At 65.3% G+C, this 14,883-nt stretch carries 17 protein-coding genes; 9 read left to right on the forward strand and 8 right to left on the reverse strand.

What is annotated here, in order from left to right; all coding sequences use genetic code 11:
- The first annotated feature begins 106 nt into the window (after positions 1-106).
- A complete protein-coding gene (locus RYH74_RS06875) occupies positions 107-988 on the forward strand; it encodes a LysR family transcriptional regulator (protein ID WP_075044972.1) in 882 nt (293 codons plus the stop codon).
- A gap of 123 nt (positions 989-1,111) precedes the next feature.
- Here RYH74_RS06875 and RYH74_RS06880 read toward each other — a convergent pair whose 3' ends face one another.
- Together RYH74_RS06880 and RYH74_RS06885 are read right to left on the reverse strand one after the other, a co-directional pair.
- Positions 1,112-1,318: a 4-oxalocrotonate tautomerase family protein gene (locus RYH74_RS06880; RefSeq protein ID WP_317409142.1), complete on the reverse strand. Its 207-nt coding sequence runs from the start codon at positions 1,316-1,318 to the stop codon at positions 1,112-1,114.
- A gap of 16 nt (positions 1,319-1,334) precedes the next feature.
- Complete coding sequence (locus RYH74_RS06885; protein WP_075044973.1) at positions 1,335-2,069, reverse strand: SDR family NAD(P)-dependent oxidoreductase; 735 nt, start codon at positions 2,067-2,069, stop codon at positions 1,335-1,337.
- Between the two features lie 124 nt (positions 2,070-2,193).
- Here RYH74_RS06885 and RYH74_RS06890 point away from each other — a divergent pair, with 124 nt between their 5' ends.
- Together RYH74_RS06890 and RYH74_RS06895 are read left to right on the forward strand one after the other, a co-directional pair.
- Entirely contained in the window at positions 2,194-3,102 is a 909-nt protein-coding gene (locus tag RYH74_RS06890) for a LysR family transcriptional regulator (protein WP_003259239.1), read from the forward strand.
- A 106-nt stretch (positions 3,103-3,208) separates the two neighbouring features.
- Complete coding sequence (locus RYH74_RS06895; RefSeq protein WP_025338805.1) at positions 3,209-3,481, forward strand: hypothetical protein; 273 nt, start codon at positions 3,209-3,211, stop codon at positions 3,479-3,481.
- Between the two features lie 120 nt (positions 3,482-3,601).
- On the opposite strand, the gene RYH74_RS06900 is transcribed toward RYH74_RS06895, so the two are convergent.
- Positions 3,602-4,252 (reverse strand): TIGR04211 family SH3 domain-containing protein, encoded by a 651-nt coding sequence (locus RYH74_RS06900; protein WP_075044975.1) that lies wholly within the window; start codon positions 4,250-4,252, stop codon positions 3,602-3,604.
- Between the two features lie 271 nt (positions 4,253-4,523).
- On the opposite strand from RYH74_RS06900, the gene RYH74_RS06905 reads away from it, so the two are divergent.
- Together RYH74_RS06905 and RYH74_RS06910 are read left to right on the forward strand one after the other, a co-directional pair.
- Entirely contained in the window at positions 4,524-5,003 is a 480-nt protein-coding gene (locus RYH74_RS06905; RefSeq protein WP_085591580.1) for a VOC family protein, read from the forward strand.
- Between the two features lie 8 nt (positions 5,004-5,011).
- Positions 5,012-5,224: a hypothetical protein gene (locus RYH74_RS06910; RefSeq protein WP_237140986.1), complete on the forward strand. Its 213-nt coding sequence runs from the start codon at positions 5,012-5,014 to the stop codon at positions 5,222-5,224.
- Positions 5,225-5,392: 168 nt separating this feature from the next.
- Here RYH74_RS06910 and RYH74_RS06915 read toward each other — a convergent pair whose 3' ends face one another.
- The gene (locus tag RYH74_RS06915; protein ID WP_075044977.1) at positions 5,393-7,141 is read right to left on the reverse strand and encodes a BCCT family transporter; all 1,749 of its coding nucleotides are present in this window, start codon (positions 7,139-7,141) and stop codon (positions 5,393-5,395) included.
- A 315-nt stretch (positions 7,142-7,456) separates the two neighbouring features.
- On the opposite strand from RYH74_RS06915, the gene RYH74_RS06920 reads away from it, so the two are divergent.
- The 4 genes from RYH74_RS06920 to RYH74_RS06935 all read left to right on the forward strand — a co-directional run bounded on the left by RYH74_RS06920 (position 7,457) and on the right by RYH74_RS06935 (position 9,625).
- Positions 7,457-7,774 (forward strand): hypothetical protein, encoded by a 318-nt coding sequence (locus tag RYH74_RS06920; protein ID WP_025338810.1) that lies wholly within the window; start codon positions 7,457-7,459, stop codon positions 7,772-7,774.
- An 8-nt stretch (positions 7,775-7,782) separates the two neighbouring features.
- Positions 7,783-7,983, forward strand: coding sequence for a DUF1289 domain-containing protein (locus RYH74_RS06925; protein ID WP_012271937.1), 201 nt, complete (start codon positions 7,783-7,785; stop codon positions 7,981-7,983).
- 50 nt (positions 7,984-8,033) lie between these two features.
- Positions 8,034-8,675: a LysE family translocator gene (locus RYH74_RS06930; protein WP_025338811.1), complete on the forward strand. Its 642-nt coding sequence runs from the start codon at positions 8,034-8,036 to the stop codon at positions 8,673-8,675.
- A 161-nt stretch (positions 8,676-8,836) separates the two neighbouring features.
- The gene (locus tag RYH74_RS06935; protein WP_075044978.1) at positions 8,837-9,625 is read left to right on the forward strand and encodes a substrate-binding periplasmic protein; all 789 of its coding nucleotides are present in this window, start codon (positions 8,837-8,839) and stop codon (positions 9,623-9,625) included.
- Positions 9,626-9,646: 21 nt separating this feature from the next.
- Here RYH74_RS06935 and RYH74_RS06940 read toward each other — a convergent pair whose 3' ends face one another.
- From RYH74_RS06940 to RYH74_RS06955, 4 genes are all read right to left on the reverse strand, one after another.
- Positions 9,647-10,666 (reverse strand): XdhC family protein, encoded by a 1,020-nt coding sequence (locus tag RYH74_RS06940; RefSeq protein WP_075044979.1) that lies wholly within the window; start codon positions 10,664-10,666, stop codon positions 9,647-9,649.
- Positions 10,667-10,817: 151 nt separating this feature from the next.
- Positions 10,818-12,161 carry a c-type cytochrome gene (locus RYH74_RS06945; RefSeq protein ID WP_085617067.1) on the reverse strand — a complete coding sequence of 448 codons (1,344 nt, stop codon included), beginning with the start codon at positions 12,159-12,161 and terminating at the stop codon, positions 10,818-10,820.
- A gap of 17 nt (positions 12,162-12,178) precedes the next feature.
- A complete protein-coding gene (locus RYH74_RS06950) occupies positions 12,179-14,428 on the reverse strand; it encodes a xanthine dehydrogenase family protein molybdopterin-binding subunit (protein ID WP_085692797.1) in 2,250 nt (749 codons plus the stop codon).
- Complete coding sequence (locus tag RYH74_RS06955) at positions 14,428-14,883, reverse strand: (2Fe-2S)-binding protein (RefSeq protein ID WP_003259224.1); 456 nt, start codon at positions 14,881-14,883, stop codon at positions 14,428-14,430. The genes RYH74_RS06950 and RYH74_RS06955 overlap by 1 nt, the downstream gene beginning before the upstream one ends.

Raw genomic sequence — 14,883 nt, forward strand, 5'->3', positions numbered from 1 at the left:
TCAAAGTCCGGTCGGGGAGGGATGGCCTATGCTCGCTTGTGGCTCTGGTAAAGAAAATTTGAATATGATGATCGATATGTTCATCTTTTCTGAATGAGTTTGGCCCATGCGCGAAATCAGCCTCGACCGCCTCCGCACCCTGGTGGTCATCTCCGACCTGGGCTCCTTTGCCGAAGCCGCCCGCCAGCTCAACCTGGCACCGCCCACCATCAGCCTGCACGTGGCCGAGCTGGAGGCGCGCATCGGCGCCCCGTTGCTTACCCGCACCCGCGGCCAGGTGCGGCCCACGGTCATCGGCGAAACCCTGCTGGCCCGTGCCCGTCGCCTGCTGGCCGACGCCGACCTTGCGCTGGATGAAGTGCGCCGACAGGTCGAGGGCCTGACCGGCCGGGTGCGCCTGGGCGCTTCCACCGGTGCCATCGCCCACCTGCTGCCGCAGGCGCTGGAGCACTTGCGTACGGTGCACCCGGGGATCGATGTGCAGGTACAGGTGCTGACCTCCCAGGCCTCGTTGGCGCGCTTGCGCGAGGGCACGCTGGATATCGGCCTGGTGGCCTTGCCACAGGTGGCCGGCAAAGGGCTTGCGGTTACGCCCTGGCGGCGCGACCCGATCCTGGCCTACGTGCCGGCCGACTGGCAGCCACCGGCCAAGGTCACGCCGGCCTGGCTGGCGCAGCGGGCGTTGATCCTCAACGACAGCAGCACCCAGCTTTCGCGGGTGACCGGCGAGTGGTTCGCGGCAGCGGGGTTGTACCCCGAGCCGCGAATCGAGCTGAACTACAACGATGCGATCAAGAGCCTGGTCGGGGCTGGGTATGGGGCGACATTGCTGCCGCAGGAGGGGGAGTCGGCCGATCTGGACCGGCGCATCGCCCGCCGGCCGCTGCGGCCGGGGTTGTGGCGGCAACTGGGCATTGCCTGCCGGGAAGGGCAGGTGGAGCGGGCCACGGGGTATGTGTTGCAGGCGTTGGAGCGGTTGCGCCAGTAGGGGCTGCTGTGCAGCCCAATCGCCGGCAAGCCAGCTCCCACAGGTACAGCGATAGCCTGAAGGCAGCGCCGTACCTGTGGGAGCTGGCTTGCCGGCGATTGGGCCGCGGGGCGGCCCCTGGGGTCACCCCCGCTCTCGGGCCCGCAGCGCGGTCACTGTCTCCCCGCCAACCCCCCAGTTATCGGTCGGCACCTCCTCGATCACCACAAAGGTACTGGCCGGCGGCTTGCCCAGCACCTGCTGCAGCATGCGGGTCGTATGTTCGATCAACTGGCGCTTGTGCTCAGCGCTCACGCCTTCATCGGTCACGCGAATATGGACATAGGGCATGGTTCTCGCTCCTCTGTTAATGCCAGGTGCCAGCGGTGCTACCGCCATCCACCGGCAGGATCACGCCGCTGACGAAGCGTGAGTCGGCCAGGTACAACACTGCATCCACGACATCCTGTGGCGAGCCGGTGCGGCCACTGGGTGACAGCGCGCCCATGCCTTGCGTATTGCCGCCATGCAGCGGTGTATCGATGATCCCCGGCGCCACCGCATTCACCTGCACGCCGCTGGCTGCCAGTTCCAGCGCCAGGCCTTTCACCGCCTGGTTCAGGCCGCCCTTGACCAGTACCGGCAGCAGGGCCGGCACGCGGGTGTCCGGTTGCAAGGCGATGGAGGCGGTAATGGCGATGATCTGCCCATGCCCTTGCCTGGTCATGATCCGCGCGGCTTCCTGGGCCGGGTAGAAGAACCCCTTGAGGTTGGTACCGACCAAGGCGTCGACATCCGCTTCGCTGTACTCGGCAAATGGCTTGGCAATGAAGATGCCGGCGTTGTTGATCAGCAGGTCGACCCCGCCAAAGGCTTGCTCGGCGCTGGCGAACAGGCGCTGCGCCGTGCCCGGTTCGGCGATGTCGCCAGCCACGCCGATGAAGCGCGATGGGTTGCCGAGGCGGGCGGCGGCTTGCTCAAGGCGGGCCTGGCTGCGAGCGTTGCCGACCACGTTGTCGCCGCGTTCGAGGAAGGCTTCGGCCAGGGCGAAACCCAGGCCGCTCGAGGCCCCGGTAATGATGACGGTGCGTGGCGTGTTCATGTGCATGATCTCCAGTGAAGTGAGCCATGGGCTCGGTGTGAAGCCACTGTAGGTTGCAATCAGCACTTGAAAAATGAGGCGTGGGGCATTTCAATCGATACATCATGTAATCAATCGAGCCGTCATGACCCGCCATTTCGACGATCTGCAACTGGGCAGCCTGGAACTGTTCTGCCTGGCCGCCGACAGCGGCAGCTTCACTGCTGCGGCCACGGAGGCCGGCGTTACACCGGCGGCGGTCAGCCGCAGCGTGGCGCGCCTGGAAGAGCGCCTGGGCGTGCGCCTGTTCGTCCGCACCACCCGGCAGATGCGCCTGTCCGCAGCCGGCCAGGCCTATTACCAGCAATGTCGGCAGGCATTGGGGCAGCTGGTCGAGGCCGAGCGCCAGGTCACGGGCGGGCAGGTCGAGCCGAGCGGCCGCCTGCGTATCAGTGCACCCACGCCCTATGCCCATCACCGGCTGTTGCCGCTGCTGCCGCGGTTTCGCCAGCGTTACCCAAAGGTGCAGGTGGATGTGCATGTCAGCAACCGCAACGTCGACTTTGCCGAGGAGCCGTTCGACCTGGCCATTCGTGGTCGCGAGCCGGCCGATTCGCGGCTGGTGGCGCGTCGCCTGGAAGATGCCGAACTGGTGGTGGTGGCCACGCCGGGCTACCTGGCCCGTGCCGGCACGCCACGAACACCGCACGACTTGCTGCAACATGAGTGCATCCAGTTCGAACTGCCCAGCAGTGGCCGCCGCCCGCCGTGGAGCTTCCTTCAGGATGGCCAGCAGGTGGAGATCGAAACCCAGGGTGGGTTCACCTGCCTGGGCGACTTCCTCGCCACCGCCACGCTGGTGCGCCACGGCGGCGGGCTGATGCAGGCTTATCGCTTTACCGTGCAGGACGCACTGGCCAGTGGCGAACTGGTGGAAGTGCTCGCCGAGTTTGGCGGCACTTCGCGGCCGTTCATGCTGATCTACCCCCAGGCCCGGCACATGCCGCTGCGGGTGCGGGTGTTCATCGATTTCCTGTTTGCCGAGGGGGCATAGCCCCCGGGCTGAGCCGAGGCGCCGGGGCGTATGGCCGACTATGCTGTTTGCTGCGTCGAGCCAATGTCATCTCGACGACCCTTCAGGTTTTCCAGGAGAACGCTCCATGAAATCCACGAAATGCATACCTTTGCTGGTGATTGCCTCGGTCCTCAGTTTTGCCGCACACGCAGACCCGGCGAGCAACTGTGCGGCCAAGATCAAGGAGCTTGAGGATTTCGACAAGGCCAGTGGCCAGGCAATGCATGGCGGCATGGCCCATGACTTCAAAGTCCACCTGCAAAATGCCAAGGATGCTCAGAGCAAGGGTGATATGAAGCAGTGTCAGGCCTCGGCCGACCAGGCCAAGACTATCTACAACAAGGCACGTAGCAGATAAGCGCTTCCTGGCCCTTTCGCGGGTAAACCCGCTCCCACAGCATCTCCAACAGGCTCAAGGCCAACGCGGTACCTGTGGGAGCGGGTTTACCCGCGAAGAGGCCAGTGCAGGAAAGCCCAGTCAGAACCAGCGATCGTTCTTCCTGCGCCCACGGGTCAGCGCCGGCAGGACCAGCCCCGCCAGCAAGCCCGCGCCGGCAATGCTGCCGCCATACACCATGTAGCGCATCATCACCTGCTTGTTCTCGTCCCCCAGGCGGGCCTGGGTATCGCGCAGCTGCGACTGGCTCTGGTCGAGCTGTTCATTCAGCGCCTTGTTGCGCGCCTCCAGTTCGTCGATCAGCTTCTTGCGTGAATCCAGGGTTTCCTGCATGCCCTGCACGCGGCTCTTCCAGCTGTCGTCGATGTTCTTCAACTGCCCGGTCAGGTCCGCGACCTGGGCATCGAGCTGCGGCAGGCGCTCGCTCTGGCCTGGCACCGACTGCAGGTCGTTGCTGAGAATCCACACCACATCGCCGTTCTGCCCGCGCACCTGGCTGTAGTTGCCCTGGCTGCCGATCAGGGTCAGCTTCTGCCCGGACTTGAGCGTACCGACAATGCGGTGGCCATCGGTGGGGCCGCTGCGCACATAGGTGCTCAGGCTGTCGCTGACCCAGCGTGCATCGCTGGCAGGCTCTTCGGCGTGCACCGGTGCGGCAAGGGCCACCAGGGTGGCGATCAGGCCGCCGCGCAGGGCAGTGAGGGCGGAAGCAGTTGGGCGGGAATCGGGCATGTTGGGTCTTCGCTGAAACAGGACAAAAGTAGGCCCGGTGACTGGGCCGATGAACCGGTCGGTGAGTTGACCGTCAGCCAAAGACCGTTTTTTTGTAGGCGGGTTCACTACCTGACGTCGGAAATGTCTGCAGGATGTTGCAGGACCGGACCAGGTGCAGCTGCCTTGCCGATGACGCAAATGTCGTGGAGTACCCCTTGTCGATCCTGTGAGTTCACCCTGCTTGCCGGGGCTAGACTCAGGGGCTCACATTCGCTCATGGAGCAAGGCCATGACTGCCAGGAACACCATCTGCCTCTGGTACGACAATGATGCCGAAGAGGCAGCGAACTTCTACGCCAGCGTTTTCCCCGACAGCAAGGTAATCGCGCTGCACAAGGCGCCGAGTGATTACCCGTCGGGCAAGGAGGGCGACGTGATCACGGTCGAATTCACCGTCATGGGCATTCCCTGCGTGGGGCTCAATGGAGGCAAGGCCTTCACGCACTGCGAGGCGTTTTCATTCCAGGTCAGCACCGAGGACCAGGCCGAGACCGACCGCTTTTGGGATGCCATTGTCGGCAATGGCGGCGAGGCCAGCGTCTGCGGCTGGTGCAAGGACAAATGGGGGATTTCGTGGCAGATCACCCCGCGCATCCTCATCGAAGCCATCGGGCACCCCGACCGGGCAGCGGCCAAGCGGGCGTTCGAGGCCATGATGCAGATGGGCAAGATCGATGTGGCCAGGATAGAGGCGGCGTTGAAGGGCTGATTACGGCAGTGAAGTACCCGAGTATTCGTTACCCGGAAGACCTCGAGTCCTATGGCTACGAAGGCGAACTGCAGCCGGGCATGGCCTTGTGCGTGGAGGCCTATGTGGGCGAAGTGGGTGGGCGTGACGGGATCAAGCTGGAGAACCAGTTGCTGGTGACCGAGGACGGGTATGAGCTGTTGACCCATTACCCGTTCGAGGAAAGCTTCCTGCGCGATTGATTGGGCACCTGAAACCTGCGCCGTACCTGTGTAGGAGCGGCTTTAGCCGCGAACACCGGCAAAGCCGGTGCCATCCACCGCGCCGCCTGCTTCGCGGGTAAACCCGCTCCCACAAGGTACGGCGCAGGCTCCGGCTCACGCGGTCCCTGTGGGAGCGGGCTTGCCCGATCAGTTGCCGGTCACTTCGGCCTCTGCCGACGCCGGCTTGGCCGAAGTCTTCTTCTCCTGCACCACGATGTAGAACTCTTCGCCATGCTTCACCGCGCCATACAGCACGGCCTTCTCGATCAGTTCGTTACCGCGCAGGTGGCGCAGCATCATCGGGTCCTTGCGCAGGTCGCGGTACAGCGCCAGGCACAGCAGCACCATCACCACCACGAACGGCAGGGCCACGACGATGGTCAGGTTCTGCAGGCCGGTCAGCGCCTCGCCGGGGTCGCGCGGGTCGCCGATTGCCAGCATGATCGCCGCAACAGTACCGGTCAGCGCACCCCAGAAGATCACCGTACGTCGCGATGGCGTGGTGGTGCCGTGTTCCGACAGCGTGCCCATCACCAGCGAGGCCGCATCGGCACCGGAGACGAAGAAGATACCCACCAGAACCATCACCAGCACCGATGTCGCCGAGGCCAGCGGGTAGCTGTCCAGCAACTGGTACAGCGCGTGGTTGCTGTTGACTGCACCATTGGCCAGCTGGAAGGCGCCCTCGCGCAGGGCGTCGATACTCGCGCCGCCAAAGATGGTGAACCACACCAGGCTGACCAGGCTCGGTACCAGCAGCACCCCGGTAACGAACTGGCGGATGGTGCGGCCGCGGCTGATGCGGGCGATGAACATGCCCACGAACGGCGTCCAGGAAATCCACCAGGCCCAGTAGAACACGGTCCAGCCGGCCAGCCAGCTGTTCATCTGTTCACCGCCGCTGGCGTTGGTGCGGGCCATCATTTCCGGCAGCATCTTGACGTAGATGCCGATCGAGGTTGGCAGCAGGTTGAGCATCAGCAGGGTCGGGCCGACCATGAACACGAACAGCGCCAGCACCAGTGCCAGCACCATGTTGGTGTTGGACAGCCACTGGATGCCCTTGCCGATGCCCGACACCGCCGAGGTGACGAAGGCGATGGTCAGCAGGGTGATGATCGAGATGTAGAACAGCTTGCCGGGGCTTTCGATCCAGCCGTTGTACTCCAGGCCACCGGCGATCTGCAGCGCGCCCAGGCCCAGCGAGGCCGCCGAGCCGAACAGCGTGGCGAAGATCGCCATCATGTCGATCAGGCGGCCGAGCGGGCCGTTGGCATGCTTGCCGATCAACGGTCGGAAGGCGGCGGAAATCAGCTGCGAGCGGCCGCGACGGAAGGTGCCATAGGCAATCACCAGGCCGACGATGGCGTACATGGCCCAGGGGTGCAGGGTCCAGTGGAACAGCGTGGTGGCCATGGCCACCTGCATCGCTTCGCTGGACTGCCCGGCGGCCGTCCCGGGCGGTGGCGACACATAGTGCGACAGCGGTTCGGCAACGCCGAAGAACATCAGGCCGATGCCCATGCCGGCGCTGAACATCATCGCCACCCACGACACCGTACGGAATTCTGGCTGTTCGCCGTCACGGCCCAGCGGGACCCGGCCGTAACGGCTGGCCGCCAGCCACAGCACGAACACCACGAACAGCGTGGAGGTGAGCACGAAGAACCAGCCGAAGTTGAGAATGACCCAGGATTGCGCGCTGGAGGCGCTGCTGGCGAGGCTGGCCTGGTTGAGGAAGCCCCAGAGGACGAAAGCGATTGCCAGGAGGCTGGTGAAACCAAAGACGATCCAGTCGAGCTTGCCCTCGAAACGCCGGTCCTGGCGCGCTTCCGCGGTTTTCGAGGGGTCCGTCACGCCAAGGTCGAGCGTTTCGGTGATGTGTTCCTTTGCCATGAATGATGAGGCCCCTTTCTGGCTTACCTGCAGGTGCAGGCTTGTTGTTGTGTGGGCTACCGAGTTCGATGACTGCCTCGGCGGGGAGATTGCTGGCGGGATTATCCTGCGCACGAAACGGCGGCTCCTGTCCCGATAACGCCCCGGGGCGTCCATTACGCGACCTGCCAAATACTTTTAGTTCTGGGGGCGATGGCCCTTTCTGCTTCGCGTTCTGATACCCTGATGGGCATTCCCCGGGCCTGCACATCCGAGCACCGTAGAAGCGCTGCTGCTTGTGGGCCTGGCCGTACCAGGAAACGGAGATTCGTCCAAATGGCCACTGACCGTGTGAGCCTGATTCATTTCGATAAATTGAGCATGAGCCCTGCCGCTGCCGATCGGTTCCAGAAAGCCCTCGACGCGCTGGAAGCGCTCAAGCTGCAGGACCGTTACGTGTATCTCATCGCTCCTTATCTGGGTGATATCGCTGACGCCTCCGACCCCGAGCAACTGGCCACCGCCCTGGAACAGGGCTTGCGCGTGGTCGACGAGCTGCTGGCTGCCAGGTCGGTCAGCAAGGTCAAGGCCGAGGAAGTGCGCCAGGTGTTCCACGGCGCCGCCGAGCGTGCGCGGGCAGAAATGCCCGGCTGAGTGGCGGCATGGCCAAAGACATCGACAACCCTTGCGTCTCGCTGTGCCAGCTCAATAGCGAGCTGTGCGTGAGCTGTGGCCGCACCCGTGACGAAATCCGCAAATGGCGGGGCATGAAGCGCCCCGAGAAGATGGCCACCGTGCAGCGGGCGGCAACGCGGATGAAGGCTATCGCCAAGAAGGCGGCCAAGCGGCAGAATGCCGACTGAACCTGCGCACCCTGTGCGCGGCCTTTCCTGATTGTCTGACGAGCCTGAAAATGGATTCTCACTCGCTGTTTGCCTTTACCCTGGTCGCTGCCATCGCGATCGCCAGCCCCGGTCCTGCCACCCTGATGGCCATCAACAACAGCCTGGCCCATGGCCAGCGCAGCGCGATCTGGTCGTCGCTGGGCAATGGTTCGGGCCTGTTCTGCCTTTCTGCTGCAGCCATGCTGGGCTTGGGCGCGCTGCTGGCCAGTTCCGAAATGCTGTTCAACGCCGTGAAGATCCTGGGGGCGGGCTACTTGTTCTACCTGGGGGCGCGGCAATTGCTGAAAAAGAGCCCGATGCTGGCGCAGGGCGCCGCAGAGGGTGTGGCCAAGGTCCGGCCCACGCCGCTGAAACTCTACAAGTCGGCCTTCCTCACGGCAGTGACCAACCCCAAGGCGACCATGTTCTTCACCGCACTGTTCCCGCAGTTCATCGACCAGGGGGCGGCGCTGCTGCCGCAATTCCTGATCCTGACCGGGATATTCGTGGCGTTGTCGCTGGTTTCGCTGAGCCTGTATGCCGCGCTGGCAGCGCGGGCCAAGGGCGTGCTGACCCGGCCGTCGCTGTCGCGCTGGGTCAGCCGGGTGGTGGGTACCACCTTCATCGGTTTTGGCGCGGCGATCCTGGCGATGCGTCGGCAGGGGGCCTGAAGTACGAGGGCCGCTCGGCCGATAAAAGGCCAACCTGATGGCCATACATGGTCCAGACTGTCTACAGCACGCACAGATGGGTGCTGCAGTCGACCACAGGATGTGGCAGCCTTTGGCCACCGCTCCGGGTCTGCGGATGTCACATGTGCCGAGGGTTGTCGATGATCGAGCGCTGCTTTCGCCACGCCTTGTTGCTGCTGCCGTGCCTGCTGCTGCCGCTGGCGGCGGTAGCGCATGAGGAATGCCGGCGGCTGACTGCCACCGGCAACCCGGAATACCCCCCCTACCTGTGGCGCGACCCGCAGAACCCCGAGCAACTGATCGGTGCCAATGCCGACCTGCTCAAGTACCTGGGCAAGCAGCTGGGGCTGGAAATCGAGGTGGTCTACGGCGGGCCGTGGTCGCGCGCCCAGGAAGAAGTGCGCACGGGCCGGATCGATTTGATGGCCGGGTATTTCCTGACCGAGGCCCGCCGGCAACAGATGGACTTCATTGCCCCGGCATTCCTGCATACTCCAAGTGTTGTCTGGGTGCGCCAGGACAATACCTTTGCCTACCGGCAATGGGCCGACCTGAAGGGGCGCAAAGGCGGCACGCTGGTCAACAACAGCCACGGCCAGCAGTTCGACGACTACGCCAGGACCAACCTCACCCTCGAAGCGGTACCCGGTGCCAGGCAGGCATTCGAGAAGTTGATGCACAAACGCAGCGATTATGTGGTGTACGAGCAGTATCCCGGCTTGGCGCTGGCGCGCACATTGGGGATTGCCGACACTTTGCAGGTGCTGGAGCCACCGATATCCAGCGAAGGGCTGTACCTGGCGCTGTCGCATGACTCGCCCTGCAACCAGCCGAAGCTGCGTGAGGCGCTGGCGAGGGAGATGGAAAAGATCGTTGCCGGGGCGTTGCCGGAGCAACTGCTGCAGCAAAACCTGGAGCGTTGGCAATAAATAGCAGCCTGGTATGCGCTCCTACAGGGACCGGGCCAGTTGCTCGGCTTCCTTGGCCCGGGTCACGCTGACTGCGCCGGGCAGGGTGACATCGTTCTTTGCCGCGAGGATCTCGGCCATGACGCTGACGGCAATCTCGGCTGGGGTCTTGCTACCGATATAAATGCCGATAGGGCCGTGCAGGCGCTGCAACGACGCTTCGCTTTCGCCAAAGTGTTCGATCAGCCGCTCGCGGCGCAGCTGGCTGTTGCGCCGTGAGCCGATGGCACCGATATAGAACGCCGGGCTGTGCAGGGCTTCGAGCAGGGCCAGGTCGTCCAGCTTGGGGTCGTGGCTGACGGCGACGATGGCGCTGCGCAGGTCTGGGGCGAAGGCGCGGACCACGTCGTCCGGCATGCCGGCCAGGTGGTTGACGCCGGCAACGTTCCAGCCTGCCGTGTACTCGGGGCGCGGGTCGCATAGTGAAACGCTGAAGCCATTGAACAGGGCCATGGTCGCCAGGTATTCGGCCAGCGCGCCGGCACCGATCAGCAGCAGGCGGTAGCCGGGGCCGAGGGTGCTGAGCATGTGCTGGCCATCGAAGCTGAACAGTTCGGGCGTGGTGGTGGCGGTGAGGCTGGCCTCGCCGCTGCGCAGGTCAAGCCCACGGCGTACCAGATTGCCGCCGTCGAGGCCGGCGAGCAGTTGTTCGAGGTGTGGCAGCGACGGGGCGAATTCCAGCACCAGTTCGAGGGTGCCGCCACAGGGCAGGCCAAAGCGGTGGGCCTCGTCGGCGCTGACGCCATAGCGCACCACCTGCGGAAGGCCGCCGGGCATGCCGGGGCCGCCGTAGGCACTGGTGTAGCGGTGAATGAGGTCGTCCTCGATGCAGCCGCCAGAGACACTGCCAACCACACGGCCGTCGCTGCGCAGGGCCATCATCGAGCCCACCGGGCGGGGGGAGGAGCCCCAGGTGCGGGCGACCGTGGCGAGCAGGGTGCGGTGGCCGGCGGCGAGCCAGTCTCGGGTGGTGCGCAGGACCAGTAGGTCGATGCTTTCCATGGGTACTCCGGTAAAGCCTGGTGTTCAAGGGCGGCTGTACCGGCCTCTTCGCGGGTGAAGCCGCTCCCACAGGTACTGCACAGGTCTTAGGGGTGGTGCAAATCCTGTGGGAGCGGGTTCACCCGCGAAGAGGCCGGTACAGCCACCAAATTCATCGCATGTGCAAAATGATCGGGCTACTGCTGGCCGGGTCGGTATGCCCACGCAACTTGCCCACCGCCTGCGCATTCACCGCGCCACCATTGTTCCCCCAGGCACTGCGCACGAAACCCAGCACATCAGCAATTTCCTGGTCACTTAACTGCTCACGGAAGGCCGGCATGCGATAGGCATCGGGCAACCCGGCCGTCACCACCCGCTGCGAACCATTGAGGGTGATATTGATCGCCGAGGCGTCTTCCTTGGCCAGTGCCGAGGTAGCGCCGGCCAAAGGCGGCATCCATTCGGCCTGGCCCTTGCCGTCCAGGCCGTGGCACGACGCACAGCGGGTTACATAGGTATGCGCCCCAGGGCTGTCGAGCCGCGCCGCCGTCGTTTCGGCCTGGTACTGCCACGGCTCACCGTCGCGTTGCGGGTCGCCGGGCAGCGACTTCAGGTAGCGGGCGATGGCGGCCAGGTCGTCGTCACTCATGAACTGCGTGGAGTTGTTGAATGCCTCGGTCATCGAGCCGAATACCACCGCGTGCCGGTTGCGCCCGGTCTTGAGGAACTGCGCGATCTCGGCCTCGCTCCAACGCCCCAGCCCGGTGTTGGGGTCGGCACGCAGGCTCGGTGCATACCAGCCATCGAGCAGGGCACCAGCGAGGAACGGTTTGCCGCTGTCATCCAGGGCCTTTTCGTTGAAGGCCAGGCCGCGCGGCGTATGGCAGCTGCCACAGTGGCCGGGGCCCTGGACGATGTAGGCGCCGCGGTTCCACTGGGCATCCTGCCCGGCCTGGTCGGCGTATGGCGTGGTGGCGGCGAACAGGCCGTTCCACATGGCGATGGGCCAGCGCCAGTTCAGCGGCCAGGGAATGTCGCTGGCAAGGTTGGCTTGCTGCACGGGTTGCACGCCGTGCATGAAGAAGGCGTACAGCGCCTTTACATCGTCATCGCTGAGCTTGGCGTAGGACGGGTAGGGCATGGCCGGGTACAGCCGCCGGCCACCGGGCGCGACGCCCTGGCGCACGGCACGGTCGAAGTCGGCCAGGCTGTAGCCACCGATGCCGGTGTCGCGGTCGGGGGTGATGTTGGTGGCGTGGATCGCCCCCAGCGGGGTGGCCATTTCCAGCCCGCCGGCGAACGGTTTGCCGTCCGGCAGGCTGTGGCAGGCCACGCAGTCGCTGAGGCGGGCCACGTACTCGCCACGGCTGACCAAAGCCGGGTCGGCAGTGGTGGCCTGCGCATCGGCAAATGGCGAGGCGGGCTCGCGGGTGACGTACCAGGCCAGCAGGCCTGCCGCGACCAGGCACGGCAGCGCCAGCCAGCCAGCGGTTCTTGCGAAACGGTGGGTCATGGGGCGTCCTTGTGTGCTCAGCTGAAGGTATGGCGGCTCAATGGCAGGCTGCGCACGCGCTGGCCGGTCAACTGTGCGACTGCGTTGGCCACCGCAGGTGCCACCGCGGGCAACGGTGGCTCGCCGATGCCGCCCATCTTCGCCCCGCTTTCGACAATGCGCACATGCACCCTGGCCATGCGCGACGGCGGCAGGATCGGGTACAGGTCGTAGTTGCGCGCACGCGGCTTGCCATCCACGTACACCGCTTCTTCCAGCAGCGTCTGCGACAGGCCCAGGGCGACGGCGCCGTTGACCTGGTGCTCGATGATCGCCGGGTTGACGATGCTGCCCGGGTCGATGGCCTGCCAGATGTCGTGCACCTTGACCTGGCCATTCTCGATCGACACCTCGGCAATGACCGCTGCCTCCGAGCCGAACGGCGAGGCCATGGCCACGCCACGCGCTCGTTTGCTGCCATCCTCGGCGGTGAACGGCCCACGTTTCCAGCCGCCGGACAGTTCGGCGACGGCCTGCAACAGGTTGGTCAGGCGCTGGTTGTCGCGCAGCAGGTGCAGGCGCAGTTCGAACGGGTCCTTGCCGCCTTTGTCGGCCAGTTCATCGAGGAACGATTCATAGAAGAAGTCGTTCAGCGAGTTGCCCACCGAGCGCCAGTAGCCAAGCATCGCCGGGCCTTTCACGTAGATCTGCGCGATGCGCTTGTTGGCGATGGCGTAGGACTTGCCCGACAGCCCTTCGAGCGCGGTCGGGTCGAGTTTTTCGCCTTGCTTGCCGGCGATGGCTTCGGTCGGGCCTTCGGTGGCGCTCACGGCTTCGAGGGCCACCGGCAGGCCGTCGGCATCCAGCCCGGCGCGGAACTTCACCACGGCGACCGGGCGCAGCACATCGCGGAGGAATTCCTCTTCGCGGCTCCAGATGAGTTTCACTGGCCGGCCGACCGCCTTGGCCAATGCAATGGCCTGTGGGTAGGGGTTGGCCGAGTCGTACAGGAAGTGGCGGCCAAAGAAACCGCCCAGCAACGGCGAATGCAGGGTGATCTGCGCCGGGGCCAGGCCGGTGCGCTTGGCAATGTCGTCACGGAACATGTCCGGCGCCTGGTTGGGCAGCCACACTTCCAGGGTGCCGTCCGGGTTGAAGCGCGCCAGTGCCGACGGCGGTTCCAGCTGGGCGTGGTTGAGGTACTGGTTGTGGTAGGTTGCTTCGACCCGGGTCTTGGCACTGGCCAGCATGCCGGCCACATCGCCCTGGTTTTCGTCGTCGCGCGCCGGGCCCGTGACCGTGGCCAGGTGCTCGCGCCAGCCATCGCTGGAGAAGTCGGCCGGCATTGGCCGTACCGGGCTGTCGGCCGCAGGCTCCTTCCAGTCCACCTGAATGGCTTCGACCGCGCGCTTGGCGTGCCACCAGCGTTCGGCAACCACGGCCACGGCACCCGGCAGCTGATGCACCGAATGCACGCCCTTCATGGCCTTGACCTGGTCTTCATTGCGCAGGCTGCCGACGGTCATGCCCAGGCGCGGCGCGTGCTGCACGGCAGCGTGGAGCATGCCGTCGACCTTGATATCGATGCTGTACACAGCCTTGCCGGTGGACTTGTCGTAGGCATCCAGGCGACGTACCGGCTTGCCGATCCAGCGAAACTGGCTGGGGTCGCGCAGCTTGACGCTGGCCGGGTCCGGCACCGGCAGGTCCATGGCCCGCCCGGCCAGTTCACCGTAGGGGATGGAGCGGCCAGTCGTGGTATGTACCACGTGACCCGGCGTGGTGGAGAGTTCTTCGACCGGCACGCCCAGCTGCTCGGCGCCCGCCTGCAGCAGCATGGCCCGGGCGAGGGCGCCCAGGCGGCGCATGGTCGGGTAACTCATGCGCACCGACATGCTGCCGCCAGTGATGCGCATGCCATTTTCCATCACTACATAGGCTTCGCCGGGCGGCGCGCTGTCGACCACGAAATTGGCCGGGTCGACGTCCAGCTCTTCACCAACGATCTGCGCCATGGCGGTGAAGGGGCCTTGGCCACCTTCCATGAACGGGCTGAGCAGGCGTACTTTGCCGTCCGGGCGGATCTCCAGAAACGCCGGCACCTGGGTACCGCGCTCCGGGGTTGCTGCGGCGGCTGCCTGTACGCGGGCCGACCCCATGGGCAGGCCGAAGCCCAGCACCAGGGCACCGACAGCCGTGCCGGCAAGAAAGCGCCGACGCGACAGGTTGACCGTTTCGCCCAGTTGCAGCTTGAGCAGTTCGGCGGGGGTATCGACTGGTGTGTTCATCAGGCCTTCTCCCCTTGGGCCAGCTCATGCACGGCGGCATGGATGGCGTTGTAGGTGCCGCAGCGGCACAGGTTGACCATGGCTGCCTCGATCTGCGCGTCACTGGGTTTGGGCGTGTGCTTGAGCAGCGCCGTGGCCGCCATTACCTGGCCGGACTGGCAGTAGCCGCACTGGGCCACCTGGTGCTCGACCCAGGCCGCGACCACCCGTTTGCCGACGGCATCGGCCTCGATCGCCTCGATGGTGGTCACCTCGCGCCCGACCACGCCGGCCACCGGGGTGACGCAGGCGCGCACCACGTTGCCGTCCACCAGCACCGAACAGGCGCCGCACTGGGCCAGGCCGCAGCCATACTTGGTGCCGGTCAGCCCCAGGTCATCGCGGATCACCCACAGCAGGGGCGTGTCGGCGTCTGCCTCGACCTGGTAGGTCTTCTGGTTGATGCGTAGTTCCAT

It is taken from the genome of Pseudomonas sp. LSJ-87 (genome assembly GCF_032971465.1).
GTDB lineage: Bacteria > Pseudomonadota > Gammaproteobacteria > Pseudomonadales > Pseudomonadaceae > Aquipseudomonas > Aquipseudomonas putida_Z.